The following is a 25431-nucleotide window of genomic DNA, read 5'->3' on the forward strand; positions in this document are numbered from 1 at the left end:
GGGGTGGACGCCGGACCGACACCTTCGCCATGATCAACATCCGAGGGGGTACGACTCGGGGGTAGACGGAGGTACTCGGCGGTGGCCGCTACGTTCAGCACGGCGGGTCGTGGCGGTGACGTCGTGATCCGGGGCGCAACGGTGGTGGACGGGCTCCTCGGCACGCCCGAGGTACGCGACGTCCTGCTCGACGGCGCGCGGATCGCGGCCGTGGAGCCCGCCGGCGCGATCCCGTCCGAGGGGTACCGCAGCCTCGACGCAGGCGACCTGGTGCTCGCGCCCGGGTTCATCGACGTGCACTCGCACGCGGACAACGCGCCGCTGCTCGACGAGGACGACACCACGAAGATCCTGCAGGGCGTCACCACGGAGGTCGTCGGCAACTGCGGGTTCTCGCTGGCTCCCGTCGGGCATGGCAGGCGGGCCGAGCTGGCCGCGCTGACCAGCCGGATCTTCCCCGAGCTGCCGTGGGGCTGGTCGTCGTTCGCGGAGCTGCTCGACCGGCTCGACACCGCCGGGTACGTGACGAACTACGTGCCGCTTGCCGGGCACGGCACGCTGCGGCTCGCCGTGGCCGGCATGGCGAACAAGCCGACCACCCGGCCGCAGCGCCGGCAGATGGGGGAGCTGCTGCGCGCGGCGATGGACGCCGGCTGCTTCGGCCTGTCCAGCGGTCTGATCTACCCGCCAGCGGTGTTCAGCGACGCCGACGAGCTGGTCGAGCTGGCGAAGTGGCTGCCGGACGGCGGGATCTACGCGACCCACATGCGCAACGAGGGTGAGCACCTGGCGCAGAGCATCGACGAGGCGTTGACCATCGGCCGGTCGGCCGACCGCGCCGTGCAGATCTCCCACCTGAAGGCCGCCGGCCGGCCGAGCTGGGGGAGCGTGCCTGCGGCGCTCGAGCAGCTCGCCGCGGCGCGGGAGGCGGGCCAGCCGGTCACCCAGGACGTCTACCCGTACACGGCGTCTTCCACCATGCTGACCACCTGGCTGCCGGCGTGGTTCCAGGAGGATGGTGAGCCCGACATGCTTGCCGGCCTCGCCGACCCGCCGACCCTCGACCGGCTCCGGGCGGAGTGCAGCGACGCGTGGGACGAGGTGCTCGTCGCGTCCACCGCAAGCCACGAGCTGGAGGGGCTGACCGTCAGGGAGATCGGCGAGCGGCTCGGCTGCGACCCGTTCGACGCCTTCGTCGAGGTGCTGTGCAGGGAACGGCTGCGGGTGTCCGCGGTGATGTTCAGCATGACCGAGGACGACCTCGTCGCCGGCCTGCTCGACGACCACACGATGATCGGTTCCGACGGGCTGCCGCCCGGTGTCGGCGGCAAGCCGCATCCGCGGCTGTTCGGTACTTTCCCGCGGGTGCTCGGCCGGTACGTACGGGAGCGGCAGCTGCTCGACCTGAGCGTCGCCGTACACAAGATGACCGCGCTGCCCGCCGCCACGTTCGGCCTGGCCGACCGCGGCAGCATCCGGCCGGGCATGGTCGCCGACCTGGTCGCGTTCGACCCGGCCGAGGTGCGCGACGTCGGCGACTACCGCGACCCTGTGCACGCGCCGACCGGGATCAGCTGGGTCATGCAGGCCGGCAAGTTCGTGGTGAGCGCCGGACGCTGGCACGGCGAGCGCCAGGGCCAGCGGCTGACCCGCGGCTGAGCCCGCCGGTGCTGCGCATCGGTACCATGGGTGCTCAGACAACTCGATACGTGGTCGTCCAGGGGAAGCCGGTGCGAATCCGGCGCTGACCCGCAACCGTGAGCCCGTCCCGGGTGAGCCGGAGAACCTGAGCGACCACCTGCGGCTCCTCCGTCGAGGTTTGCGGGACGGAGCCCGGACCGCCCGGTCCGGTCGCCGTCCCCGTGCACTGCACGGGGACTCGTACTGTCCGGGCGTGCGGGGTCCGGTGCGCGCACTCACCGACCCCGAGAGGCAAGTGAAGGCAGTGCTACGTGTTGCCCCGCGGGGCTTGCATCCGATCGCCTGGTGGTTGTGGGCGCTCGGGTTGGCGACCGCGGCGAGCCGCACCACCAACCCCCTCCTGCTCGGCCTGGTCCTCGGCTGCGTCGCGCTCGTCGTCGTCACCAAGCGCGGCGACGCGCCGTGGGCCCGCGGGTTCCGCGTCTACCTGGTCCTCGGGCTGGTCGTCGTCGCCATCCGGGTGGCGTTCCACATGCTGCTCGGCACCGGCGGCAGCAGCGACGACCCGGTGCTGTTCGAGCTGCCCACCGTGCCCCTGCCGGAGTGGCTGGCCGGCATCAGGCTCGGCGGTCCGGTGCTGCTCGGCGGTGTGCTGGCCGCGGCGTACGAGGGGCTGCGGCTGGCCACCCTGCTGTGCTGCGTGGGTGCCGCGAACGTGCTGGCGAACCCGAAGCGGGCGCTGCGCGCGCTACCCGGCGCACTGCACGAGGTCGGGGTCGCCGTGGTGATCGCGCTGACCGTCGCGCCGCAGGTCATCGAGAGCGGCCAGCGGGTGCTGCGGGCGCGGCGGCTGCGCGGCGCGACAGGCGGCTGGCTGCGGCGGCTGCGCGGGCTCGCCGTGCCGGTGCTGCAGGACGCGCTCAACCGGTCGCTGGCGCTGGCCGCGGCGATGGACTCCCGCGGGTACGGCCGCACGGTCACCGCGTCGGCCGCCAGCAGGAGAGCCACCGCGGTGCTGGTCGTCGGCGGCCTGGTCGGGGTGTGCCTCGGTGCGTACGGCCTGCTGGACGGCGCCGCGCCGGCCGTGCTCGGCCTGCCGATGCTGGGCCTGGGCGTCGCGCTGTGCGTCGCCGGCCTGGTGGCCGGCGGGCGCCGGGTCAGCCGGACGAGCTACCGGCCGGACCCGTGGCGGTTGCCGGAGTGGCTGGTCGCCGGCAGCGGAGTGGTCGCGGCGGCGCTCGTCGTCGCCAGCTCGGCGGCGGTGGCCCAGGCGGCCGAGCAGCCGCTGGCCGCACCGCAGCTGGGCTGGCTGCCGCTGCTCGCCGTGCTGGTCGCGTGCGCGCCCGCGGTCGTGGCGCCGGCGCCGGTACGTACGGGGGAGACCGGCACACCAGGCCCCCGGTGGCCGGCCGAGGTGGTCGGATGATCCACCTCGAGCAGGTCACCGTGACGTACACCGACGCCGCTGCGCCGACCCTGGTGGACGCCGACCTCACCGTCCCTGAAGGCGAGCTGTGCCTGGTCGTCGGGCGTACCGGGGCGGGTAAGTCCACCCTGCTCGGCTTGGTCACCGGTCTGGTGCCGCACTTCACCGGCGGCACGGTGGCGGGCCGGGTCACGGTCGCCGGCCGCGACACCCGCACCCACCGGCCCAGAGAGCTCGCCGACGTGGTCGGCCGGGTGGGCCAGGACCCGCTCGCCGGGTTCGTCACGGACACCGTCAAGGAGGAGCTCGCGTACGGCATGGAGCAGCTCGCGCTCCCCGCCGACGTGATGCGCAAGCGGGTCGAGGAGACGCTCGACCTGCTCGGGCTCGCGGACCTGCGCGGGCGGTCGCTGCGCACGTTATCCGGCGGCCAGCAGCAACGGGTGGCGATCGGCTCGGTGCTCACCGCCCATCCGAGCGTGCTGGTGCTCGACGAGCCGACGTCCGCGCTCGATCCGGGCGGCGCCGAGGAGGTGCTCGCCGCCGTCACCAGGCTGGTGCACGACCTGGGCGTGACGGTGCTGCTCGCCGAGCACCGGCTGGAGCGCGTGGTGCAGTACGCCGACCGGGTGGTGGCGGTGGCGGCCGACGGCTCGGTCACCGACGGCCCGCCGGCGGGCATGCTGCTGACGACCGAGGTCGCGCCGCCGGTCGTCGAGCTCGGCCGGCTCGCCGGCTGGCGGCCGCTGCCGCTTTCCGTACGGGACGCGCGCCGGCTCGCCGGCCCGCTGCGTGAGCGGCTGGCGGCGGCCACGCCGCCGCCGTCGGCGAACGGCGCCGGCGACACCCTGCTGGCCGCACGCGGCGTGCTGGTCAGGCACGGCGACGTGGTTGCCGTACGTGCCGTCGACCTGGAGCTGTCCGCGGGCGAGGTCACCGCGCTGATGGGACGCAACGGGGCGGGCAAGTCGTCGCTGCTGTGGGCGCTGCAGGGCAGCGGTCCGCGGCACGGCGGCACCGTACGGGTCGGCGCCGCGGACCCCGGCCGGCTATCGGCGGCGCAGGCGCGGTCGCTGGTGGCGCTCGTACCGCAGACACCTGGCGACCTGCTCTACCTGGAGACGGTCGACGAGGAGTGCGCGCAGGCCGACGCCGAGTCCGCCGTACCGGCCGACGCGACCCGTGCGCTGCTGGACGAGCTGGCGCCGGGTATCGACGGCGCACGGCACCCGGACGACCTGTCCGAGGGCCAGCGGCTCGCCCTGGTGCTCGCGGTGCAGCTCGTCGGCCGGCCGTCGGTGGTGCTGCTGGACGAGCCCACCCGCGGGTTGGACTACCCGGCGAAGCGGCGGCTGGCGGAGGTGTTGCGTTCGCTGGCCAGCGACGGCGCCAGCGTGCTCGTGGCGACGCACGACGTGGAGTTCGCGGCCGGCGTTGCCGGCCGCGTGGTGGTGCTCGCCGGCGGCGAGGTCGTCGCCGACGACGCGGCCGCGGCGGTGGTCGTCTCGTCGCCGCTGTTCGCGCCCCAGGTGGCCAAGGTGCTCCGTACGGGACCGTGGCTGACCGTCGACGAGGTACGGCGCGGGCTGCCGGACCTCGCCGCACCGACGGGCGAGGGCCGGTGACCGGGCCGGCGGCGGTGCGGCTGCGGCCGTGGTCGGTGGTGGCGCTGGTGGCCTCGTCCGTCGTCGGGCTGGTGATGTTCGGCTGGCCGTTCTTCATGACGCCGGGGTCGAGCTTCAGCGCGGCACACGAGGCGCCGCTGCTGTTCGCGACGCTGTTGCTGTTGGTCGTCGCCGTGGTGCTCGCCCAGCTGGCCGAGGGCGGTATCGACGTGAAAGCGCTCGCGCTGCTCGGCGTGCTGACGGCGATCGGTGCGGTGCTGCGGCCGTTGGGCGCCGGGCTGGCCGGCCTGGAGACCGTCTTCTTCCTGCTCGTCGTCGCTGGCCGGGTGCTCGGGCCAGGCTTCGGGTTCGTGCTCGGCAGCACGACGCTGTTCGCGTCCGCGCTGCTCACCGGCGGCGTCGGTCCGTGGCTGCCGTTCCAGATGTTCGCCGCGGCCTGGGTGGGGCTCGGCGCCGGGCTGCTCCCGCCCGCCCGCGGCCGCGCGGAGGTCGTCCTGCTGGCCGGCTACGGCGCGCTGTCGGCGTTCCTCTACGGGTTCGCGATCAACCTCTCCGCCTGGCCGTTCGTGCTCGGCGGCGACACCGCGCTTTCGTTCGACCCGGCGGCGTCCGCCTGGACGAACCTGCACCGGTACGTGCTTTACGACCTGGCCACCTCGCTGGGGTGGGACGCCGGCCGGGCCCTCACGAATGCGGTGCTGATCGCGGTGACCGGCCGCGTGCTGCTCGCGACGCTGCGCCGGGCGGTGCGCAAGGCGGCCTTCCACGCGCCGGTGCGCTTCGGGCCGGACCAAGTGCGCTAGATCACACCGACTCTTGACGGTTCCAAGGAAGACAAGCGTCGGTTTTTGAGTTTCAATGGATATGTACGGCGGTGGTTGATGATCCGCTGATACAGATACCAGACGTAAGACATGATGACCATCGAGGAGGAGATAGCAATGGCGACGGTATGGGCACTGCTGGCCGGTGAGGCGGCGCTGGGTGTCGTCCTGTCAGTGGTGGCAGCGAAGTGGATCATGAGCTCGCGTTCCCGTACCGCTCCGGCGCAGCACGAGGCTCGCTGATCCTCACCTCGCTCGACGAGCATTAGACCAGGCTCCCGGCCCACCGGCCGGGAGCCTGACGCATTTCCGCCCGGCCTTGCCGCCGGGGCGGCGGCGGAGGCTGCGGTCGCCGGGCAACGGCTGGCGGACTGGCGGCAGGGGCATGCTTCTCCTCTGCCGGCGGCCGGCTACTCGGGGCCCATACCGGTACCGACGGGCACCGCAGCCAACCGCCCGCAGCCGGCCACGGACGGGGCCGACCGCCCGCCGCCTACTGCGGCGGTGGCTGCCAGCCCTGCTCCGGCGGCGGTGGTCCTTGTGGCGGTGTGTCGCTGCGGCGGCGGTGGTCCTTGTGGCGGTGGGCCGTACGGCGAGGTGGGTGCCTGGTTGCCTAGGACCGGCGGGCCGCTGAGTACCTGCTGCAGCTCGTGCTCCCGCTGCCGTTTCTTCTTCGCCGAGCTGCGGGCCATGAGGACGATGACGAGCACGACCAGGCCGACGAACACTACCGCGGCGGCGAGGCCGCCGATGATGGCTGGCCAGTTGGTCTCCGCCTCGCAGGTTCCTGTCGAGCTGCTGCAGCCGCCACCGCAGCCGGCCGCGAGCAGGGCCGCACCCGTGACGATCCCGGCGAGTGCCGCGCGTCTGAACATCACCGCATGGTGCCATCGCTGGCTCGACGGTGCACGACCGGAACCGGCCACGGTCAGCCGCGGGCCAGGTAGTCGACCACGCCGGCGGTGAGACCGCGGACCATCCGCTTCCTGCCCTTGGCGCTGCGCAGCACCTTCGCGTCCGCCGTGTTGCGCATGTTGCCCATCTCCACCATGGCCGCGGGGGAGCGCGCCAGGTTCAACGTGCCGAGGTCGTCGCGCGCCTCGATGCCGTTCTTGCCCAGGTACGTCGACCTGGTGAAGCCGTGGCCGGCGAGCGCGTCCGCGACGTCGGTCGCGAGCGACCTCGACTCGCCGAACGTACCGGCGGTGTAGCCGGGGACCTTCGCCGGACGCAGCACGGTGAAGCCGTGCGCCCGCGCGCTGCTGCCGTCGGCATGTACGGAGACGAGCAGGTCGGCGTCGTGCCTGGCGGCCGTCCTGCCGCGCTCGTCCATGCACGGTCCGACGCCGTGGTCGTTCTTCCTGGTGAGGATCACCGTGGCGCCGTGTGCGCGCAGCCGCTTCGTCAGCCGCTTCGTGACCGCCCAGTTGAGCGCGTGCTCCGGGTAGCCGCCGTCGGTCTCGGCGCCGACGGTGTTGCACGGCTTGCGCAGCCCGCCCGCGTCGACCAGCTTGTTGATCCGCTGCGGATGCGCGGCGTTGGCGCCGTTGTGCCCGGGGTCGACCACGATCACCCGGCCGTGCAGCGGTGGCCGGTCGGCCGTGGCGCTCTTCGTCGGTGTGCGTTCCGACGAAGACGTGCTGCGCGACTCGTCCGGGGTGCCGGTGGAGCGCGCGTCGGACGTCGCGGGCACACAGGCCGCGGTCGCCACGAGGCTTGCGACGGTGCCCGCTACTACCCATTTCCGGCCGTTGCGCACGTCGCGAGGTTACCGTGCCGCCGTCCCCCGGTCGCCGACCGACAGGCGGTAGCCGACAGTGCCGGAAGCGACTAGCCTCCGGGGAGAATCGAACGGAGGACGATGATGCCTGTCGAGCGACCGACCCGTGACTGCGAACCCAACCTGCAGTCCTACGACGACGAGCGGGCCGCTTTCGACCTGACGCCGCCGGAACGGTTCAACCCCGTCCTCGACATCGTGGAGAGTTGGGCGAAGGCCGACCCGGACGCGCTCGCACTGCTCAGCCTGGACGCCAAGGGCGACGTGTCGGCGAGGCACACCGCGGCAGAGCTGGCGGCGCTGTCGCGGCAGGCCGCGCGTGCGTTCCTCGACCTGGGCATCGGCAAGGGCGACTCCGTCTTCGTGATGCTCCCGCGGGTGCCCGCCTGGTACGCGGCCGTGCTCGGCGCGATCAGGATCGGCGCCATCCCCATGCCGGGGCCGAACCTGCTCACCGCCAAGGACATCGCGTACCGGGTCACGTCTGCCGACGCGGTCGCCGTCGTCGTCGACGGACCTGGCGCGGCGAAGGTCGACGAGGTGGTGGCCGAGCTGCCGACGGTACGGCGCAAGCTCTGCGTGGCCGGCGACGGCGCCGTGGCGGACGGCTGGATCGACTTCGACACGGCCGTCGCCGAGGCCGGTGACGCCGCGACGCCAACCGATCCGACGGCGGCGTCCGACCCGATGCTCATCTACTTCACCTCCGGCACGGTCGCGCACCCGAAGATGGTGTTGCACACCCAGGCGTCGCTGAGCCTCGGCCACGTCATCACCGCGCGGTACTGGCACGACCTGCGGCCCGGCGACCTGCACTGGACGATCTCAGACACCGGCTGGGCGAAGGCCGCGTGGGGGAAGCTGTTCGGCCAGTGGCACCAGCGCGCGACCGTCGTGCAGATGGACATGGGCAAGCCGGACGCCGACACCATCCTCCGGGTCGTGCAGGACCAGGGCATCACGTCGTTCTGCGCGCCGCCGACGCTGTACCGGATGCTCGTGCTTGCCGACCTCGGCGCGTACGACTTCTCCACGCTGCGGCACTGCACGAGCGCGGGCGAGCCGCTCAACCCCGAGGTGATCAAGGTGTGGAAGGAGGGCACCGGCGGGCTGACCGTCTACGACGGTTACGGCCAGACGGAGACCACGAACATCGTCGCCAACTACCGCGCGGTGCCGGTGCGGCCGGGCTCGATGGGCAAGCCGGCACCCGGCTACGAGGTGGACGTGCGCGACGACGACGGCGGTGAGGTGCCGACCGGTGAGGTCGGCAACGTCTGCGTGCGGGCCGAGCCGAGGCCGCTCGGGCTGTTCCGCGAGTACTACCGGGCGCCGGACGCGACCGCCGCGGTGTTCACCGGTGGCTGGTACTTCACCGGCGACAAGGCGCGCAAGGACGCGGACGGCTACTTCTGGTTCGAGGGCAGGTCGGACGACGTGATCACGTCGTCTGCGTACCGGATCGGGCCGTTCGAGGTGGAGTCAGCGCTCGTCGAGCACCCGGCCGTCGCCGAGTCAGCGGTCGTCGGCAAGGACGACCCGCAGCGGACGCAGATCGTCACCGCGTTCGTCATCCTCGCGCCCGGCTACACCGGTTCGCCCGAGCTCGCCGTGGAGATCCAGGAGTTCGTGAAGGCCCAGACCGCGCCGTACAAGTACCCGCGCGAGGTGTTCTTCGTCAGCGAGCTGCCGAAGACGGTGTCCGGCAAGATCCGTCGCACCGAGCTGCGCGACTGGCTGCGCGAGGGCAGGTTCTGACTCACCGCGGCGCCGGGCGCTGCGCCAGCGAGACGCCGGCCGCGACGAAGAGGACACCGGTCGACACGGCGAGGCCGAGCTCGATCCCGCCGGCGGTGTCCGCGAGCAGGCCGGCAAGCACCGGTCCCGCGGACTGGCCGGTGGCGAACGCGACGGTGAGCCCGCCGATCGCCGGCGTCCACTGGTGCGGCGCGAGCTGGGCGCGGGCGATGTCGGTGAAGACCGCGACCACCATGAGGAACGACGTGCCGAAGAGGATCGTGGAGACCAGCCCCGCGACGGCGGACTGGGTCAGCAGCGGTATCCCGGCGCCCACGGCGAGCACACCGAGGACGGCCGCCGTACGGGCCGAGTGGCCGAGCCGTCGCAACACCGGCGACCAGCACAGCGGCCCGACCACGCCGGCCAGCCCGAGCAGGCACCAGAACCCGGCGACGCCCACCGTGCCGACGCCCTCGTGTTGCAGGAACGCGACGATGAACGTCAGGTAGGCGATGCAGCCGACCCCGAACAGGCTGTAGGCGAGCAGCGCGGGGACGAGCTTCGCGGCCGGCCAGCTGTCGCCGGTACGCACCGGCGCCGGCGGCGGTTCGACCGTCCGTCGTGCCGCCGGCAGCACTGCCAGCAACGCGGCGAACGTCAGCACGCCGAGCAGCGCCCACGCGACCCGCCAGCCGACGCTGTCGGAGAGCGCGGCCAGCAGTACGGGCACGGTGAGGCCGCTCGCGGCGATGCCGGTGCCCGTGCCGGCCGAGTACACGGCCATCGGCAGCGGACCCGCGCCGCCTCGCGCGCTGACCGTCTGCACCAGCAGACCGGCGCCGACGACGAAGGTGGCGGCGCCGGAGAACCCGGACACGGCGCGGAGCAACAACAGCGGCAGCAGCGACGTGGTGAGCGCGCACCCGAGCAACGAGCCGCCGGTGACCAGGAAGCTGCCGACGAACGTACGGCGGGAGCCGAACCTGGCGGCGATCCTCGCCGCCAGCAGCGATCCGGCGAGGTAGCCGATCGCGTTGGCCGTGTTCACCCCGCCCGCCGTGGCGAACGACCAGTGCAGCTGTGTCTTCATCGGCGGCAGCAGCAGGGTGTAGGCGAACCGGCCGAGGCCGAGCGCGGCGAACGGCCCGAGCGAGAGGGCGGCGGCCAGCCACAGCGTCGCCGGCCGTGGTGCCGGTCGGGTCACCCGGTCACACTGCGGACAGGGTCAGCCCGGCGGTGAGCAGCACGCCGTAGGCGAGCTCCAGCCGGCCGGTGTCGCGCAGGGCCAGGACCAACGGCGCGCCCGTCGCGCCGCCGACCACGAGCCGCAGCGGCAGCCAGGCGAGCGGGATGGCGAGCAGCGCGAGTGCGCTCCACGGCCGCAGCACGATCACCGCCACCGTGCCGGCGAGGGCGGCGGCGAGCAGCACGACGTAGAGCCTGCGGGTGCCGCGGTCGCCGAGCAGCACGGCCAGGGTGCGCTTGCCGGCCGCGGCGTCGGTGGGGATGTCGCGCAGGTTGTTGACCACGAGCAGGTCCACCACGAGGAACGCGACCGGCAGGCTGCACCACAGCGCGAGCCAGCTGAGCTGCTCCGTCTGCACGAACGCGGTGCCGACCACCGGTACGACGCCGAAGAACACCAGCACGCTGATCTCGCCGAGCGCACGGTAGCCGTACGGCCTGCTGCCGCCGGTGTAGAACCAGGCGGCCGCCAGCGCGGGCGCGCCGACCGCCAACAGCCACAGCGTGGTGACGACCGCGAGGACCAGCCCGACGACGGCCGCGACGGCGAAGCAGCAGACCGCCGTCACCAGCACCGTGCGCGGCCGGGCCAGACCGGAGCCGACCAGCCTGGCCGGCCCGACGCGGTGCTCGTCGGTGCCGCGGATGCCGTCGCTGTAGTCGTTCGCGTAGTTGCAGCCGACCTGCAGTGCCACCGCGACGAGCATCGCCAGCAGCGCCCGCCACCAGACGATGCCGTCCTCCGCGTACGCCACGGCGGTGCCGACGAGTACCGGGGTGACGGAAGCGGGCAGGGTGCGCGGGCGGGCGCCATCCAGCCAGGCGCGGGCGGTACTCGTCATCAGCGGCAGCTTATCGACAGGTCAGCTCAGCCGCGTGACCATCCGGACCTGTTCCGCGACGGTGTCTGGCGCCAGCTCGTCCAGGTCGAGGCCGCGGCGGGAGCCGTCCGCGGCCCAGCCGGAAGAGGTGAGGAAGCCGCGGTAGCGGGCGTCATCGGCGAACACCCACGTGGACAGCGTCTGGTAACCGTCCTCGCGCAGCAGGTCGACGGTGGCGTTGAGCAACCGGCTGCCGTGCCCGGCGTGGTAGTGGTCCGGGTCGACGGTGAGTGTGTACAACTCCGCGTCGGTACGCGCCCAGCGGTCGTCGTCGCCGCTCGGTCCGTACGCGGCGAACCCGGTGACGGTGTTCCTGGCCAGCGCGGTCAGTACCCGGTGGTGGCTGCTCGGCGGCTGCTCGACCGACTGCAGCCACTGCTGCTCGTACTGCTCGCGTGCGGCCTCGCCGGTCATCGAGTCGAGCGCCGTGGCGGGCAGCAGCTCGCGAAACGCCGCGCGCCAGCTGCGTACCTGGATGTGCGCGATCGCGGGGGCATCGGCCGCGAGCGCGGGGCGCACGCTGACGTCGGACTGTTCCACGGCCCGAAACTATCGACCCGCCGCGTGGCCGTACGCCCCGGGCAGTGCCTGTGAGATACGTAACCAAAGATATGGGACGCGTCGATCACCGGCAGCCAGTCACTTTTCGTGCACAATCCTTCACAAGAAGTAGTCGAATCTGTGGAGTGGCGCGATGGGTTGCGGGTCGAAGCCGTTATGGGCGGGCAAATGCACGTGGTTCTGTTGCGGCAACAAGTGGGGGCCGTGCAAGTCGGCGGGTAACGGCGCGTGCGGCACCTGCCAGTCGAACAAGCTGATGGGGGCGTGGCCGTACGCGTCCGACAACTGCTGGGACATCACCCGGCCGGACCGCTGCGGCGAGAAGCTGCCGAAGCGCGGGTGCGGCGCGGAGATGAAGGTGAAGCACAACTGCTCGGGCAAGAGCGTCTGCATCACCATCGCCGACTGCGGGCCGCGGACGAAGAGCTTCTGCGACGCGAAGTCGTGCTGCGGCTCGACCTGCCGTACGAACCACATCATCGACCTCACCCCGGCGGCGTTCGTCAAGATCGGGAACCTGGACAGCGGCCACGTCCCTGTGCTGATCTACGAATGAGCGGCATCGACCGCAGGAACTTCCTCACCGCAGCGGCGTTGAGCGGGGCCGCGATCGTCGGCGCCTCCGCGCTCGGCGGGCTGGACGCGGACGCGGCGTTCGCGGCGCCGACGAAACCGTTGGATCCCGCGGTGTCGGAGAGCTCGTTCGCCGAGGGGGTCGTCACCGCCAGGAACGGCAACATGCTGACCGTTGCCGGCTCATACGGGGAGACGCACCACGTGCAGGTCACCAACGCCACCAGCATCTGGAAGCTGCGCCCGGCCGACGCCGATGCGATCGAGCTCGGCGACGGCATGTACGGGCGTGGCGTGCCGATGCCCGACGGCAGCATCGCGGCGGACGCCGTGTGGCTGAACATCGTGAACCTCGACGGCGACCTGACGGACGTCGGCCAGGACCGGCTTACGCTCCTGCACGCCGGCCACTCCATCCTCGGCCGCGTCGTCCGCGGACTCACCGTCGCGAAGGTGGCCGGCCGCGCCGCCACCGCCGACCTGTCCGGGCTGCGGATCGGGCACAGCGTGCAGGTGCTGGGCGCCTGGAACCCGGCGGACGACTCGGTGGACGTAGCCAGGGTCACCGCGGGCGGGTCGTGATGGAGCTGAGCGTCGATGTCGGCGGGTGGGCGGCTGCGGCGGTGGTGGTGGCCGCGCTGCTCGTCCGGTCCGGCACGGCGAAGGTGTGGCCGTCGGCGTCGGCCGCACCTCCCGAGGCGCTGGTCGTGCTCGCGGGTAGCAAGCCGCGGGCACGACTGGCGCTGCGGGCCGTCGGGCTGGGCGAGCTGGCGGTGGCCGGGGCGGTGCTGTTCGCGCCGCCGGCCGGCGGCGGCGTGGTCGCGGTGCTCGGCGTGGTGTTCTGCGGGTACCTGGCGTGGGCCAGGAAGGTGGCGCCGGGCTCCTCGTGCGGGTGCGGGTCGGAGGCGTCGCCGATCACCTGGCGTACGTTCGCGCGTGCGGCGACCCTCACCGCCGGCGGCACGGTCGTCGGGGTCGGGACGCATCCGTGGTGGCAGGTGGCGCAGCTGCGGCCGGTCGCGTTCGTAGCGGCGCTGCTGTGTTGCGCGGCGGTCGTGCTGGCGGTCTCGCCGGCGTCGTACCGGTGGCTGCTGCCGCTGCGGCGGCTGCGGGTGCGGCTGTTCGGCCACCCGCTGGCGGCGGACGAGGACCTGCCGCCGGCCGCGGCCGCCGTCGAGCTGCTCGAGGCGAGCGTGGCGTGGCAGTCGACGGCCCACGTGGTGCGGTCGAGCCTGCTGGAGCACTGGCTGGTGGACGGCTGGCGGATCCTGCGGTACGCCGGCCGGTACGGCGCGCGCCCGGTGACGGTGTTGTTCGCGGTCGACGCGCGGGCGCGGCTGGGGGATCGCGGGGAGCCCGTGGTGCGCGTCTCGGTGCTCGACGACGAGACCGACGAGCAGCTGGCGCTGGCTTCCCCGTAGGCCGCCGGGGCATGGAAAACCCCGGCCCTATCCGCTCGGGGGTTCGAACAGGGCCGGGGCTCTGTGGTGTACATCGAGCCTGTCGGTCGAGTGTTACAGCTCCCGGAGGTGTTTCCGTGCTAACCGGGTTTCACTCGACCAGTTGCAGTTTTCAGCCTCGGATCGATTGCTCGGGGGTTCAACCAACCCTTGGCTTTGATGGAGAAATCGCGACGGCTCGTGCTTTCGTTACAACCGTCGGTGACTTTTTTGGCTCCGCCGTGCCCTACGCAGGTCAACACCGCTGCGGACATGGTTCAGCCCCGGCATCGCTTGCTCGGGGGTTCAAACGATGCCGGGGCTTCTGTACATGTCATCGAGCCGACCCCCGCCGACGTTACGGGCCACCCGAACTTTTTCTCGCCCCCCGCTGTGACCCGCCCCACAACCAACCCACGGCGAGGCGCGCGACGGCCGCGAGTGGGCCACGTGCGTGCCGAGTGAAGCGAAGGCCTCCAGCCACGCACCTTCCACCGGACGCAGGGAACCCGGGGGTCTGGGGCCGGGCCCCCAGAAAGAAACAAAGGGATCAGGGAAATTGGCGAGGCCGCCAATGAACAGGCCCGCCGCTGCCCGCTCGGGGGTTCAGGCAGCGGCGGACCGTTACTCGCACATTCTTACCGGTCAGTAGCCAGGGCTGCGCAGCTGCTGCGACGGATCGTCACGTGACATGCACGGTTGGGGGCGCGGGTGTTCCGGCGGCCCACTGTCGGCGGCCGTCGTAGGTGTCCGGCTGCGGCCATTCATGGGGGGCTGGAGAGAAAATACGGGCCGCGGGCGTAACGCCCGCGGCCCGTGCCCCGATGTACACCACAGAGCCCCGGCGCTGCCTGAACCCCCGAGCGGGCGGTGCCGGGGTGTACGTTGTCCAGTCTTTCATGGGATCGCTACTCCGCGCAAATGGCATCTCACGAGCAGTAACGGTTGGGCGCGGCTGGGAGCGACGGGGTAGCGTTCGGTCCATGGCAACAGCGCATACTCTCAGCCCCCCATTCGGACGCATGCTCACTGCCATGGTCACGCCCTTCACCGAGGATGGTCAGCTCGACGTCGAAGGTGCGCAGCGGCTGGCCAGGCACCTGGTCGACGCGGGAAACGACGGTCTCGTGGTCTCTGGCACCACCGGCGAGTCCCCGGTCACCTCCGACGAAGAGAAGGACCGGTTGTTGCGCGCCGTCCTGGCGGCCGTGGGTGCCGACGCCTACGTCGTCGCCGGCGTCGGCACCAACGACTCGGAGCACACCGTGCGGCTGGCCCGCGGGGCCGCGCAGGCCGGTGCGCACGGGCTGCTCGTGGTGAGCCCGTACTACAACAAACCGCCGCAAGCCGGTCTGCTGGCGCACTTCCGGTCGGTGGCGGACGCCACCGACCTGCCGATGATGCTCTACGACATCCCGGGCCGCACCGGGGTCGCGCTCGAGTCGGACACGCTGCGCGCGCTGTCCGAGCACGACCGCATCGTCGCGGTGAAGGACGCGAAGGGCGACCTGTTCGCGGCCTCACAGCTGATCGCGGAGACCGGCCTCGTGTACTACTCCGGCGACGACCCGCTCAACCTCGCGTGGCTTTCTGTGGGTGCCGCCGGCTTCGTCAGCGTCGTCGGGCACGTGATCGCGGCCGACCTCGCGGCGATGATCCAGGCGTACCACGCGGGCGAGACCACGAAGGCGCTCGAGATCCACCAGCGCACGCTGCCGGTGGTACAGACCCTGATGAAGCGGACCCAGGGCTGCATCGCCAGCAAGGCGGCGCTGCGGATGCTCGGATTGCCCGCGGGACCGGTGCGCCTGCCGTACGTCGACGCGGACCCGGATACGGTGGCTGCGATCCGCGCCGACTTGGCGCTCGCAGGTATCGACGTAGGAGAAGGCAACGCGTGAGTCATCCGCATCCCGAGCTGACCGAACCAGGAGACCTGGCACCAGGCGGTCTTCGCGTCGTCCCGCTGGGTGGCGTCGGCGAGATCGGCCGCAACATGACGGTTTTCGAGCACTCCGGACGGTTGCTCGTCGTCGACTGCGGCGTGCTCTTCCCTGAGACCGATCAGCCGGGAGTCGACCTGATCCTGCCGGACTTCGCGCCCATCAGGGACCGGCTGGACCAGATCGACGCGGTCGTACTCACCCACGGCCACGAGGACCACATCGGCGCGCTGCCGTACCTGCTGCGGGAGAAGCCCGACATCCCGGTGATCGGCAGCCAGCTCACCCTGGCTCTCGTGGAGAGCAAGCTCGCCGAGCACCGGATCAACCCGTACTCGCTGGAGGTGAAGGAAGGGCAGCGCGAGCGGATCGGCCCGTTCGAGTGCGAGTTCCTCGCCGTGAACCACTCGATCCCCGACGCGCTTGCCGTGGCCATCCACACCCCCGCGGGTGTGGTGCTGCACACCGGCGACTTCAAGATGGACCAGCTGCCGCTGGATGGCCGGCTGACCGACCTGCCGGGCTTCGCCCGGTTGGGTGCCGCCGGTGTCGACCTGCTGCTGTCCGACTCGACGAACGCCGTCACGCCCGGGTTCGTCACCGCCGAGCGGGACATCACCCCGGTGCTGCGGCAGGTCTTCGGCAGCGCGGACCGGCGGATCATCGTCGCCTGCTTCGCCAGCCACGTGCACCGCGTGCAGCAGGTGCTCAACGCCGCGCACGAGCACGGCAGGCGGGTGGCGTTCGTCGGGCGGTCGATGGTGCGCAACATGGGCGTCGCGCGCGACCTCGGCTACCTCAGCGTGCCCGGCGGTGTGCTGTGCGACCCGAGCGAGGACGTGGACAGCCTGCCGCCCGACGAGGTCGTGCTGGTCTGCACCGGCTCGCAGGGCGAGCCGATGTCCGCGCTGTCGCGGATGGCCAACCGCGACCACCCGGTGCGGATAGAGCAGGGCGACACCGTCGTGCTGGCGAGCTCGCTCATCCCGGGCAACGAGAACGACGTGTTCCGCGTCGTCAACGGCCTCACCCGGTGGGGTGCGACGGTTGTGCACAAGGGCAACGCGCTCGTCCACGTGTCCGGGCACGCCCCGGCCGGCGAGCTGCTGTACGTGCTGAACGCGGTCCGGCCGCGGAACTTCATCCCCGTGCACGGCGAGTGGCGGCACCTGCGCGCGCACGCCGAGCTGGCCGAGGCCGCCGGGGTGCCGAAGGACGGCATCGTCATCGCGGAGAACGGCGTCGTGGTCGACCTGGTCGACGGCAAGGCCAGCATCGAGGGTGCGGTGCCGGTCGGCTACGTGTACGTCGACGGCGCGTCCGTCGGCGACGTGACGGAGGCGTCGCTGAAGGACCGCAGGATCCTCGGCGAGGAAGGCTTCGTCAGCGTCGTGGTCGCCGTCGAGGCGGCGAGCGGGAAGATCGTCGGCGGCCCGTTCATCCAGGCCCGCGGCTCCGGCATCGACGAGGAGGCCTTCGACGAGGTGGTGCCGCGCATCGCGGAGGTGCTGCAGGGCGCCGCGGACGACGGCGTCGCCGATGTGCACCAGCTCAGCCAGCTGGTGCGGCGCACGGTGGGCAAGTGGGTGAACGAGACGTACCGCCGCCGCCCGATGATCGTGCCGTTCGTGGTGGAGGTCTAGCCCTCCGGCTAGTGCGTGATCCGGAAGCCGTGCGCGCCCGTCGGCTGCTCCTGGTAGGTCTGTACGACGCTCACCCGGGCGTGCCGCGGGCCCTGCCGGCACCACTCGACCAGCTGGTCGACCGCGGCCGCGGGTCCCTCGAACACGGCCTCCACGGTGCCGTCGCTGCGGTTGCGCACCCAGCCGGCCACACCGGCGGCGTCGGCGGCCCGACGGCATGAGTCGCGGAAGAACACGCCCTGCACCGAGCCGGAGACCACGACACGCGTACGTTGCATGGTGGCCGTCCTACCGCGCCGCGCCGGTTGCGACAACCCCGGGGGCGGTCGACGGAGCGTGGCTGGGCAGACTGGACCCATGCGTACCGTCGAGGTGGAGGGCCTGGGCACGGTCAGCAAGATCGGCCTGGGTACGTGGCAGTTCGGATCCCGCGAATGGGGGTACGGCGAGAACTACGCGGGCGGTGAGGCACACGCCATCGTGCGCCGCGCGCTCGACCTCGGCGTGACCCTGTTCGACACCGCGGAGATCTACGGCTTCGGCAAGAGCGAACGGATCCTCGGCAAGGCACTGGGCGCCGACCGCAACTCGGTGACGGTGGCGACGAAGGTCACCCCGGTGGCTCCGGTCGCCGGCCTGGTGAAGCGCGCCGCGAAGGCGAGCGCCAAGCGCATCGGGCTCGACTCGATCCCGCTCTACCAGGTGCACTGGCCCAACCCGGTGATCCCCGACGCGGTGGTCATGCAGGGGCCGCGGCAGATGCTCGACGAGGGCCTGGTGCAGTCGATCGGCGTGTCGAACTACTCGCTGCGCCGGTGGATCGCGGCGGAGCAGGCCCTCGGCCAGCCGGTGGTGTCGAACCAGGTGCACTTCTCGCTGGCGCACCTGCGGCCGCTGTGGGAGCTGGTGCCGTGGGCGGCCGACAACCACCGCATGGTGGTCGCGTACAGCCCGCTCGAGCAGGGGCTGCTCGGCGGCCGGTACGACGAGAACCACCGGCCCACCGACCTGCGCGCGGCCAACCCGCTCTTCCTGCCGGAGAACCTAAGGCTCGCCGAGCCGCTGCTGCGTACCCTGCGCGAGGTCGGCGGGCCGCACGACGCCAAGCCGGCGCAGGTGGCGCTGGCCTGGCTGCTGTACCACGAGCCGGTCGTCGCGATTCCAGGGGCGCACACCGTCGAGCAGCTGGAGGCGAACGTCGCCGCGGCCGACATCGAGCTCGCCGACGACGAGTACGAGGCGATCACCGAGGCGGCGCGGGCCTTCCACCCGGAGACCGGCCCCTCGGCGTACGGCAAGATCGTGCGGGGCCGGGTCGGCCTGTGAACACCGAGAGTGGGGACGCTGGTGCAGGACAAGCGCGCATGACCCGGTTGGCTGTGTTGGGTGGCGGCGGCTTCCGGGTGCCGCTGATCTACCGCGCGTTGCTCGGCCAGGACCTCGTGGACGAGATCGCGCTGTTCGACACCGATGCGGAACGGCTCCAGGTGATCGAGGCGGTGCTCGCGCAGCTGGGTCACGGTCGCCAGGACGCGCCGCGCGTCGTCGTCACCACCGACCTCGACGAGGCGCTCGCCGGGGCGGACTTCGTCTTCGCCGCGCTGCGCGTCGGCGGCCTGCAGGGGCGCACCATCGACGAGCGCGTCGCGCTGCGCCACGGCGTGCTCGGCCAGGAGACGACCGGCCCGGGCGGCGTCTGTTACGGGTTGCGCTCGGTGCCGCCGATGGTGGCCGTCGCGGAACGGGTCGCTGCGGTGTGCCCGCAGGCCTGGGTGGTGAACTTCACCAACCCCGCCGGCATGGTGACCGAGGCGATGAGCCGCGTGCTCGGCGACCGGGTGATCGGCATCTGTGACTCGCCGATCGCGCTCGGGCGACGGGTGCTGCGGACGTTGGGCGTGGCACCCGACCACGCGTCACTGCGCTACTACGGGCTGAACCACCTCGGCTGGCTGGACCAGGTCGTCGTGGACGGCACCGACCGGCTGCCGGAGCTGCTCGCCGACGACGCCAAGCTCGCCGCCTTCGAGGAGGGCCGGCTGTTCGGCGCCACCTGGCTGCGCGCGCTCGGCATGGTGCCGAACGAGTACCTGTACTACTACTACTCGAACCGGGAGGCCGTCGCCGGCATCCACGGCGCCGAGCAGACCAGGGGAGAGCTGCTGCAGGCGCAGCAGCAGGCGTTCTACGAGGCGGCGAAGGCGGCGCCAGGCGACGCACTCGCGCTGTGGGAGCAGACCAGGCGGGAGCGCGAGGAGTCGTATCTCGCGGAGAGCCGGGAGGCGTCCGACCGGCGCGACCACGACGATCTGGAGGCAGGCGGTTACGAAGGCGTAGCGGTCGCGTTGATGCGTGCGCTCGGCACCGGCGAGCCGACCGAGCTGATCCTCGACGTGCGTAACAAGGGTTCGCTTTCCTGCCTCCCGGACGACGCCGTCGCCGAGGTACCGTGCATTGTCAACGCCAGTGGGCCGCGTCCGCTCGCGATGGCTGACGTGCCGGGGCATGCCGCTGGTCTGCTGACCACGGTCAAGGCCGTGGAACGCGACACGATCGAGGCCGCGCTGACCGGTGACCGGTTGCTCGCGCTGCGTGCGCTCGGAAGCCACCCGTTGACCGATTCGGTGCGGAACGCCGAACGCATGCTCGACGATTACGTGTCAGCACACCCGGAAGTAGGCAGGCTCTTCGGGCGCTGACTGGAGGAGGTGGGGATCGTGGCTGAGCCGACGATGGATGTCGACGCGCTGCACGGCGCGGAAGAAGACTGCCCGCCCGCCGCCGACCCGTACGGCGCCCCGCTCGAGGACCCGTGCGAGGAGCGGCAGGAGATCGGGGTACGGGCGCTCGGGACGCACGGGGAGCCGTACGACGTGTTCCTCGTCGGCACCGTCTTCCTCGACATGATCTTCACCGGGATGGCCGGGCCGCCGAAGCCGGGTACCGAGCTGTGGACGTCCGGCCTCGGCTCCGCGCCCGGTGGCATCGCGAACCTGGCGACGGCACTGAGCCGGCTGGGGCTGAAGGTCGGCCTGGCCGCCGCCTTCGGCGACGACATGTTCGGCGCCTACCTGTGGCGGACGCTGTCGGAGCAGGAACAGGTCTGCCTGTGCACGTCGCACCGGGTGAAGGGCTGGCCGACTCCCGTGACGGTGTCGATGTCGTACGACGCGGACCGCAGCATGGTGACGTACGGCGAGCCGCTGCCCACGGCGCAGGAGCCGAAGGTCACCGACGCGCCCGCGTGCCGTGCGTGTGTCGTCGATCTGGACGGCCCGCTGCCTGAGTGGGTCACGCGGGCCAGGCAGCGCGGTACGTACGTGTTCGGTGACGTCGGGTGGGACCCGACCGGCGAGTGGTCCACCAGCCTGTTCGACCGGCTCGCCGGGGTGGACGTCTTCCTGCCGAACGCGGTCGAGGCGATGGCCTACACCCGCACGGCGACGCCGGAGGAGGCGCTGGAGCAGCTGTCACCGCACGTGCCGCTCGTCGTGGTGAAGGCCGGCAAGGACGGCGCGTACGCCATCGACCGGGAGACCGGCGAGCGGGTGCACGCACCTGCGGTGCAGGTCGAGGCGATCGACCCGACCGGCGCCGGTGACGTCTTCGCCGCGGCGTTCGTGTTCGCCAGCCTGTCCGGCTGGAGCCTGGAGCGGCGGCTGCGGTTCGCGAACCTGTGCGCCGCCCTGTCGGTGCGCCAGTTCAGCGGCTCGCTCGGCGCCCCGTGCTGGCACGAGATCGGCGAGTGGTTCTGCGGCACCGGCGTCCCGCCGACCTACGACTTCGTCGCCGAGCTGCTCCCCGACCTGCACGGCGTCGACCGCGCTCGGGCTCACCCCACGGTGCGGTACGCCGACGCCGTGTAGCCAGGGTGCTGCCCGGCTGACCCTCGTGGGTCACGGCGTGGGCACCGCCGCGGCGACGTCGTGGAGCGCGGCGACGCAGGTGCGGATCGCCGGCCGCTGCCTGTCGGTGCGCCAGGCCGCCACGATCTCCCTGCCGATCGCCGGCCGCGGCCGGATCAACCGGACGCCCGGCACCGGCTCGGTGAGGCCGAGCGGCGGGACGAACGCGGCCACCACGTTGGCGGCGACGAGCGCGAGCTGCGTGGGGTACTCGCTGGCGATGCAGGTCACCTCGGGCTCCACGCCCACGCCGCGCAGCGCGTGCACGAGCGAGTCGTGCGCGCCGGTGCCGGGGAAGCAGCTGACCCAGCCGGTGTCGGCGAGCTCGGCCAGCTCGACGCTGTCGCGGCCGGCCAGCGGATGCCGGGTGGACAGCGCGACGTAGGTGTCCTCGCGGAGGATCTGGACGTGCGTCACGTCGGCGGCGAACGACAGCGGTTGGTTGTCCCAGCTCTCCACTACCACCATGTCCAGGTCGCCGCGGTGCAGCATCGGCACCGTGACGACGGCCTCGCCGGTGTAGAGGTTCGGGGACAGTCGCGGGTGCTGCTCGCGCAGCGCCGCGAGGGCCGGCGCCACGAGCGTCCTGGTGGCGCTCTCCACGGCACCGATGCGCAGCGGGCCGAGGATCTCCGAGTGCAGGTCGGCCAGGTCGGTGTGCGCCGCCGCGAGCTGGCCGAGCACCCTGGCGGCGTGGTCGGCGAGCACCAGCCCGGCCTGGGTCAGCCGGATGCCCCGGCCGTCCGCCTCGGTCAGCCGGTGCCCGCTCTCGCGCTCCAGCTTGGCTAGCGGCTGCGAGATGCCGGACGGCGTGACGTGCAGCTCGGTCGCGGCCGCGGCGACCGACCCGAGGCGGCACACGGCGTCGAGCGCGCGGAGCCGCTCGATGCTGAACACGGTAGTGATGCTAATCGGTATTACGCAGGAAAGATCACTTGTCCTCAGCAAAACGGCGGGCGATGCTGGCTGTCGTGACGACTGCGGCGGGCCGAGGACGGCGACCTACCCCGACGCCGCAGGCGTCGTTCCTCGACCGGATCGATGCGCGCGTACTGGTCGTCCTCGGCGCGGGGTGCATCTCCGTCTCGGCCATTCTGATGAAGCTGTCGGAGGCCTCCGCGCCCACCGCCAGCTTCTACCGCTGCGTGCTCGCGTTGCCGCTGCTGTTGCCGCTCGTGCTGGCCGAGCGGCGACGCTGGGGCGTCCGGGCGTGGCGGCGCCAGGGCGTGGAGCTGGTGGCCGGCGTACTGCTCGGCGTCGACATGGTGCTGTGGGGGCTGGCCATCGGCCGGCTGGGCGCCGGCATCGCCACGGTCGTGGTCAACATCCAGGTCGTGATCGTGCCGCTGTTGGCGCTGCTCGTGTACCGCGAGCGGGTGCCCAGGCGGTTCGTGCTGATCGTGCCGGTAATGCTGGGCGGGGTCGCCCTGGCCGCGGGCGCCCTCGGCGGCGAGACGGCGACGACCGGCTCCGCATGGTGGGGTGCGGTGTTCGGCGTCGCCGCCGGTGCGGCGTACGCCGGGTACCTCTTCCTGCTGCGCGGCCGGACGGCGGGCGGTCCCCGCCACCAGGCGCAGCCGGTGCTCGCCGCCACCGTCGGCGCGGCGCTCGCGAGCGCCGCGCTCGGCCCGTTCGCCGGTGGCTTGGACCTGACGCCCGGCTGGCAGGCAGTGGGATGGCTGGCGGCGCTCGCGGTGTCCGGTCAGGTCTGCGGCTGGCTGCTGATCAGTGCCGGGCTGCCGCGGTTGCAGTCCAACGTCGGGTCGACGCTGCTGTTGCTGCAGCCGGTGCTCGCCGTGCTCTTCGCGATCGGTCTGGTGGGGGAGCGGCCGACCGCCTGGCAGCTGCTCGGCTGCGTGGTGGTGATCGCCGGGGTGTGGGTCACGAGCGCGCGCCCGCGGCGGCCCACGGACCCGGTGGCGGCCGCCGACGCCGACCCTGCTGTAGGGGGCACTCGGGACAGGGCCACTTACACCTGACGTGGCCGGCTCCGTAGGCTGACCCGGTGAACACCCCCGCATCGTCCGCAGCCGCACCGCGGACCGTGCGCAGGGGCCGGGTGCTCGCCGGCCTGATGCTCGCCACCAGCCTGGCCGCCCTGGACGCCACCGTGGTGGCGACCGCGGTGCCCGCCATCGTCCGCGACCTCGGCGGGTTCTCGGCGTTCCCCTGGGTGTTCAGCGCGTACGTGCTCGCCGCGGCGGTCACGACGCCGGTGTACGGCAAGCTCGCCGACCTCTACGGCCGCCGCCCGATGATCGTCTTCGGCACGTCGCTGTTCCTCGTCGGCTCGGTTTTCTGCGGCGTCGCGTGGTCGATGCCGGCGCTGATCATGGCGCGCGCCGTGCAGGGGCTCGGTGCCGGTGCGTTGCAGGGCATCAGCCAGACGGTCGTCGGCGACCTCTACGACATCGCCGAGCGCGGCCGCATCTCCGGCTGGATGTCCAGCGTCTGGGGGCTGTCCGCCGTGGTCGGGCCCGCGCTCGGCGGCGTGCTCTCGCAGTACGGCGGATGGCGGCTGATCTTCTTCATCAACATCCCGTTCGGGCTCGCCGCGGTGGCGATGATCGTGCGGTACCTGCGCGAGAACGTCGTCCGCAGGCGGCACCGCATCGACGTCGGTGGCGCCGTGCTCCTCGTGCTGTGGACAGGCCCGCTCGTGCTGGTGCTGCTCTCTGCGGGCACCAGGTGGCCGTGGGCGTCCTGGCCGACTTACCTGGCGCTCGGTGGCTGCGTGGTGGCGCTCGTCCTGTTCGTCGTCAGGGAGCGGCGCGCGAGCGAGCCGATGCTGCCGCCGTGGGTCTTCGGCAGCCGGGTGACGGCGGGCGCGAACCTGGCCAGCCTGTGCGTCGGGCTCACGGTGAGCGGCCTGACCACGTTCCTGCCCACGTTCGCGCAGAGCGTACTCGGCGCGTCGCCCGTGGCCGCCGGCTTCGTGCTGGCCGCCATGTCGATCGGGTGGCCGGTCGCTGCGACCTGCTCGGCGCGGCTGTACATGCGGATCGGCTTCCGCGACACGGCGCTCGCCGGCGCTGGGCTGTTGCTCGCCGGCAGTGTGACGCTCCTCACCGTGCGGGCGGACTCGTCGCTTTGGCACATCGCCGTGGGCAGCCTGGTCGTCGGCTTCGGGCTCGGCCTGCTGTCCAACTCGACGATGGTCGGTGTGCAGTCGATCGTGGACTGGACGCGCCGCGGCGTGGTCACCGGGTCGCTGATGTTCACCAGGACCATCGGCACCGCGCTCGGCGCGGCGGTACTCGGGGCGGTCGCCAACGCCAGCCTCACCGACTGGCTGCGCTCCGCGCCCAGGTCGTTGCGCGCCGAGCTGCCCGCGTCGATCGACGACGCCACCCGGGTGATCACCGCGGCCGATACCAGCCAGGCCGCGGTCGAGTTCCTCCGCGCCGGCCTGTACCTCTCGGTACACCGGGTGCTGTGGGGCGTCGGCGTGGTCGCGGTGATCGCGCTCGTCGTCATGCTGGTGACGCCGCGCAGGTTCCGCCCGCTGCGCTTCGGCGACGCGCCACCGGACGCCCGGTAGCTATTGGCGGTCGCGGGGCGGCCCGTGCGTTGCCTGCGTTTCTTCGTCGGTGGCCGTGGGCTCGTTCTCGGCCGCCCACCCGGGGTGCTCCACCCAGGCCCACTCCTTACGTACCCGCCCGGTGCGCATGCCGCGGCGGGCCTCGCCGTCCCTGGAGGCGAACCAGAGGTGGCCGAGCACCACGATGAGGAAGGCGAGCGCGAGCCAGTCGTGCACGAACGTGGCGCCGGTGCGCAGCTGCACCGGCCACGGGTCGGGGTACCAGAGCATGAGCCCGGTGCCCAGCATCACGAGGATGGCGCCGCAGGTGAACGCGGCGTTCAGCTTCTGGCCGGCGTTGAACTTGCCGATCGGCAGGTGGCCGAGCCGGTTGTGCTTGCTGCGCAGCCACCGCCAGTCGTGGCGGCCGAACCGCTCGAGCGCCTGTACGTTCGCCCGGAACGCCCGGGCGAGCAGGCCGAGCAGCGCGGGCACCGGCAGCGCGAAGCCCGCGTAGACGTGGATCGCGGAGACCAGCGGCCGGCGGCCGATCGCGGTCGCCACCGGGCCCACGTACAGGGCGACGGCGGTGAGCAGGCAGCAGGCGAACAGCGCGGCCGTGGTCCAGTGCACCCACCTGGTCATCCGGTCGAAGCGCGGGAGGTCGTTGCTCGCGGCCATCGGG

General features: G+C 72.2%; 23 protein-coding genes and 1 riboswitch. Of the genes, 15 read left to right on the forward strand and 8 right to left on the reverse strand.

Annotated features, from left to right (window positions below):
* The first annotated feature begins 81 nt into the window (after nucleotides 1-81).
* The 4 genes from GEV07_01400 to GEV07_01415 all read left to right on the forward strand — a co-directional run bounded on the left by GEV07_01400 (nucleotide 82) and on the right by GEV07_01415 (nucleotide 5495).
* Complete coding sequence (locus GEV07_01400; GenBank protein MQA01420.1) at nucleotides 82-1659, forward strand: amidohydrolase family protein; 1578 nt, start codon at nucleotides 82-84, stop codon at nucleotides 1657-1659.
* A gap of 62 nt (nucleotides 1660-1721) precedes the next feature.
* Nucleotides 1722-1787: riboswitch (cobalamin riboswitch) on the forward strand.
* Nucleotides 1788-1906: 119 nt separating this feature from the next.
* A complete protein-coding gene (locus GEV07_01405) occupies nucleotides 1907-3067 on the forward strand; it encodes an energy-coupling factor transporter transmembrane protein EcfT (GenBank protein ID MQA01421.1) in 1161 nt (386 codons plus the stop codon).
* Nucleotides 3064-4692 carry an ATP-binding cassette domain-containing protein gene (locus GEV07_01410; GenBank protein MQA01422.1) on the forward strand — a complete coding sequence of 543 codons (1629 nt, stop codon included), beginning with the start codon at nucleotides 3064-3066 and terminating at the stop codon, nucleotides 4690-4692. The genes GEV07_01405 and GEV07_01410 overlap by 4 nt, the downstream gene beginning before the upstream one ends.
* 74 nt (nucleotides 4693-4766) lie before the next feature.
* Nucleotides 4767-5495, forward strand: coding sequence for an ECF transporter S component (locus tag GEV07_01415; GenBank protein MQA01423.1), 729 nt, complete (start codon nucleotides 4767-4769; stop codon nucleotides 5493-5495).
* A 431-nt stretch (nucleotides 5496-5926) separates the two neighbouring features.
* Here the strand turns inward: GEV07_01415 and GEV07_01420 are convergent, their stop codons facing one another.
* Both GEV07_01420 and GEV07_01425 read right to left on the reverse strand, forming a co-directional pair.
* Complete coding sequence (locus tag GEV07_01420; GenBank protein ID MQA01424.1) at nucleotides 5927-6391, reverse strand: hypothetical protein; 465 nt, start codon at nucleotides 6389-6391, stop codon at nucleotides 5927-5929.
* A 53-nt stretch (nucleotides 6392-6444) separates the two neighbouring features.
* Nucleotides 6445-7275 (reverse strand): N-acetylmuramoyl-L-alanine amidase, encoded by an 831-nt coding sequence (locus GEV07_01425; protein ID MQA01425.1) that lies wholly within the window; start codon nucleotides 7273-7275, stop codon nucleotides 6445-6447.
* Between the two features lie 105 nt (nucleotides 7276-7380).
* On the opposite strand from GEV07_01425, the gene GEV07_01430 reads away from it, so the two are divergent.
* Entirely contained in the window at nucleotides 7381-9054 is a 1674-nt protein-coding gene (locus GEV07_01430) for an AMP-binding protein (protein ID MQA01426.1), read from the forward strand.
* 1 nt (nucleotide 9055) lies between these two features.
* On the opposite strand, the gene GEV07_01435 is transcribed toward GEV07_01430, so the two are convergent.
* From GEV07_01435 to GEV07_01445, 3 genes are all read right to left on the reverse strand, one after another.
* Nucleotides 9056-10126: a YbfB/YjiJ family MFS transporter gene (locus GEV07_01435; protein MQA01427.1), complete on the reverse strand. Its 1071-nt coding sequence runs from the start codon at nucleotides 10124-10126 to the stop codon at nucleotides 9056-9058.
* Between the two features lie 118 nt (nucleotides 10127-10244).
* Nucleotides 10245-11123: a 1,4-dihydroxy-2-naphthoate polyprenyltransferase gene (locus GEV07_01440; protein MQA01428.1), complete on the reverse strand. Its 879-nt coding sequence runs from the start codon at nucleotides 11121-11123 to the stop codon at nucleotides 10245-10247.
* Nucleotides 11124-11144: 21 nt separating this feature from the next.
* Nucleotides 11145-11681 carry a GNAT family N-acetyltransferase gene (locus GEV07_01445; protein ID MQA01429.1) on the reverse strand — a complete coding sequence of 179 codons (537 nt, stop codon included), beginning with the start codon at nucleotides 11679-11681 and terminating at the stop codon, nucleotides 11145-11147.
* Nucleotides 11682-11856: 175 nt separating this feature from the next.
* Here GEV07_01445 and GEV07_01450 point away from each other — a divergent pair, with 175 nt between their 5' ends.
* The 5 genes from GEV07_01450 to GEV07_01470 all read left to right on the forward strand — a co-directional run bounded on the left by GEV07_01450 (nucleotide 11857) and on the right by GEV07_01470 (nucleotide 17321).
* Nucleotides 11857-12279, forward strand: a complete 423-nt coding sequence (locus tag GEV07_01450) for a hypothetical protein (protein ID MQA01430.1) — start codon at nucleotides 11857-11859, stop codon at nucleotides 12277-12279.
* The gene (locus GEV07_01455) at nucleotides 12276-12878 is read left to right on the forward strand and encodes a twin-arginine translocation signal domain-containing protein (protein MQA01431.1); all 603 of its coding nucleotides are present in this window, start codon (nucleotides 12276-12278) and stop codon (nucleotides 12876-12878) included. The genes GEV07_01450 and GEV07_01455 overlap by 4 nt, the downstream gene beginning before the upstream one ends.
* Nucleotides 12878-13717, forward strand: a complete 840-nt coding sequence (locus GEV07_01460; protein ID MQA01432.1) for a hypothetical protein — start codon at nucleotides 12878-12880, stop codon at nucleotides 13715-13717. The genes GEV07_01455 and GEV07_01460 overlap by 1 nt, the downstream gene beginning before the upstream one ends.
* Before the next feature lie 1001 nt (nucleotides 13718-14718).
* Nucleotides 14719-15636, forward strand: coding sequence for a 4-hydroxy-tetrahydrodipicolinate synthase (dapA, locus tag GEV07_01465; GenBank protein MQA01433.1), 918 nt, complete (start codon nucleotides 14719-14721; stop codon nucleotides 15634-15636).
* Entirely contained in the window at nucleotides 15633-17321 is a 1689-nt protein-coding gene (locus GEV07_01470) for an RNase J family beta-CASP ribonuclease (protein MQA01434.1), read from the forward strand. The genes dapA and GEV07_01470 overlap by 4 nt, the downstream gene beginning before the upstream one ends.
* Nucleotides 17322-17329: 8 nt before the next feature.
* On the opposite strand, the gene GEV07_01475 is transcribed toward GEV07_01470, so the two are convergent.
* Entirely contained in the window at nucleotides 17330-17581 is a 252-nt protein-coding gene (locus GEV07_01475) for an acylphosphatase (protein MQA01435.1), read from the reverse strand.
* A gap of 97 nt (nucleotides 17582-17678) precedes the next feature.
* Between GEV07_01475 and GEV07_01480 the strand changes: the two genes are divergently transcribed.
* The 3 genes from GEV07_01480 to GEV07_01490 are packed head-to-tail and all read left to right on the forward strand — an operon-like array spanning nucleotide 17679 to nucleotide 21187.
* Complete coding sequence (locus tag GEV07_01480; GenBank protein ID MQA01436.1) at nucleotides 17679-18647, forward strand: oxidoreductase; 969 nt, start codon at nucleotides 17679-17681, stop codon at nucleotides 18645-18647.
* Between the two features lie 38 nt (nucleotides 18648-18685).
* Nucleotides 18686-20020 carry a 6-phospho-beta-glucosidase gene (locus GEV07_01485; protein MQA01437.1) on the forward strand — a complete coding sequence of 445 codons (1335 nt, stop codon included), beginning with the start codon at nucleotides 18686-18688 and terminating at the stop codon, nucleotides 20018-20020.
* A gap of 33 nt (nucleotides 20021-20053) precedes the next feature.
* Complete coding sequence (locus GEV07_01490; protein MQA01438.1) at nucleotides 20054-21187, forward strand: carbohydrate kinase family protein; 1134 nt, start codon at nucleotides 20054-20056, stop codon at nucleotides 21185-21187.
* A gap of 30 nt (nucleotides 21188-21217) precedes the next feature.
* Here the strand turns inward: GEV07_01490 and GEV07_01495 are convergent, their stop codons facing one another.
* Nucleotides 21218-22123, reverse strand: a complete 906-nt coding sequence (locus GEV07_01495; protein MQA01439.1) for a LysR family transcriptional regulator — start codon at nucleotides 22121-22123, stop codon at nucleotides 21218-21220.
* 62 nt (nucleotides 22124-22185) lie between these two features.
* Here GEV07_01495 and GEV07_01500 point away from each other — a divergent pair, with 62 nt between their 5' ends.
* Nucleotides 22186-23205, forward strand: a complete 1020-nt coding sequence (locus GEV07_01500; GenBank protein MQA01440.1) for an EamA family transporter — start codon at nucleotides 22186-22188, stop codon at nucleotides 23203-23205.
* A gap of 95 nt (nucleotides 23206-23300) precedes the next feature.
* Complete coding sequence (locus GEV07_01505; protein ID MQA01441.1) at nucleotides 23301-24767, forward strand: MFS transporter; 1467 nt, start codon at nucleotides 23301-23303, stop codon at nucleotides 24765-24767.
* Here GEV07_01505 and GEV07_01510 read toward each other — a convergent pair whose 3' ends face one another.
* Complete coding sequence (locus tag GEV07_01510) at nucleotides 24768-25427, reverse strand: formate dehydrogenase (protein ID MQA01442.1); 660 nt, start codon at nucleotides 25425-25427, stop codon at nucleotides 24768-24770.
* Nucleotides 25428-25431 lie beyond the last annotated feature (4 nt).

The organism is Streptosporangiales bacterium, assembly GCA_009379825.1.
Lineage (GTDB): Bacteria > Actinomycetota > Actinomycetes > Streptosporangiales > WHST01 > WHST01.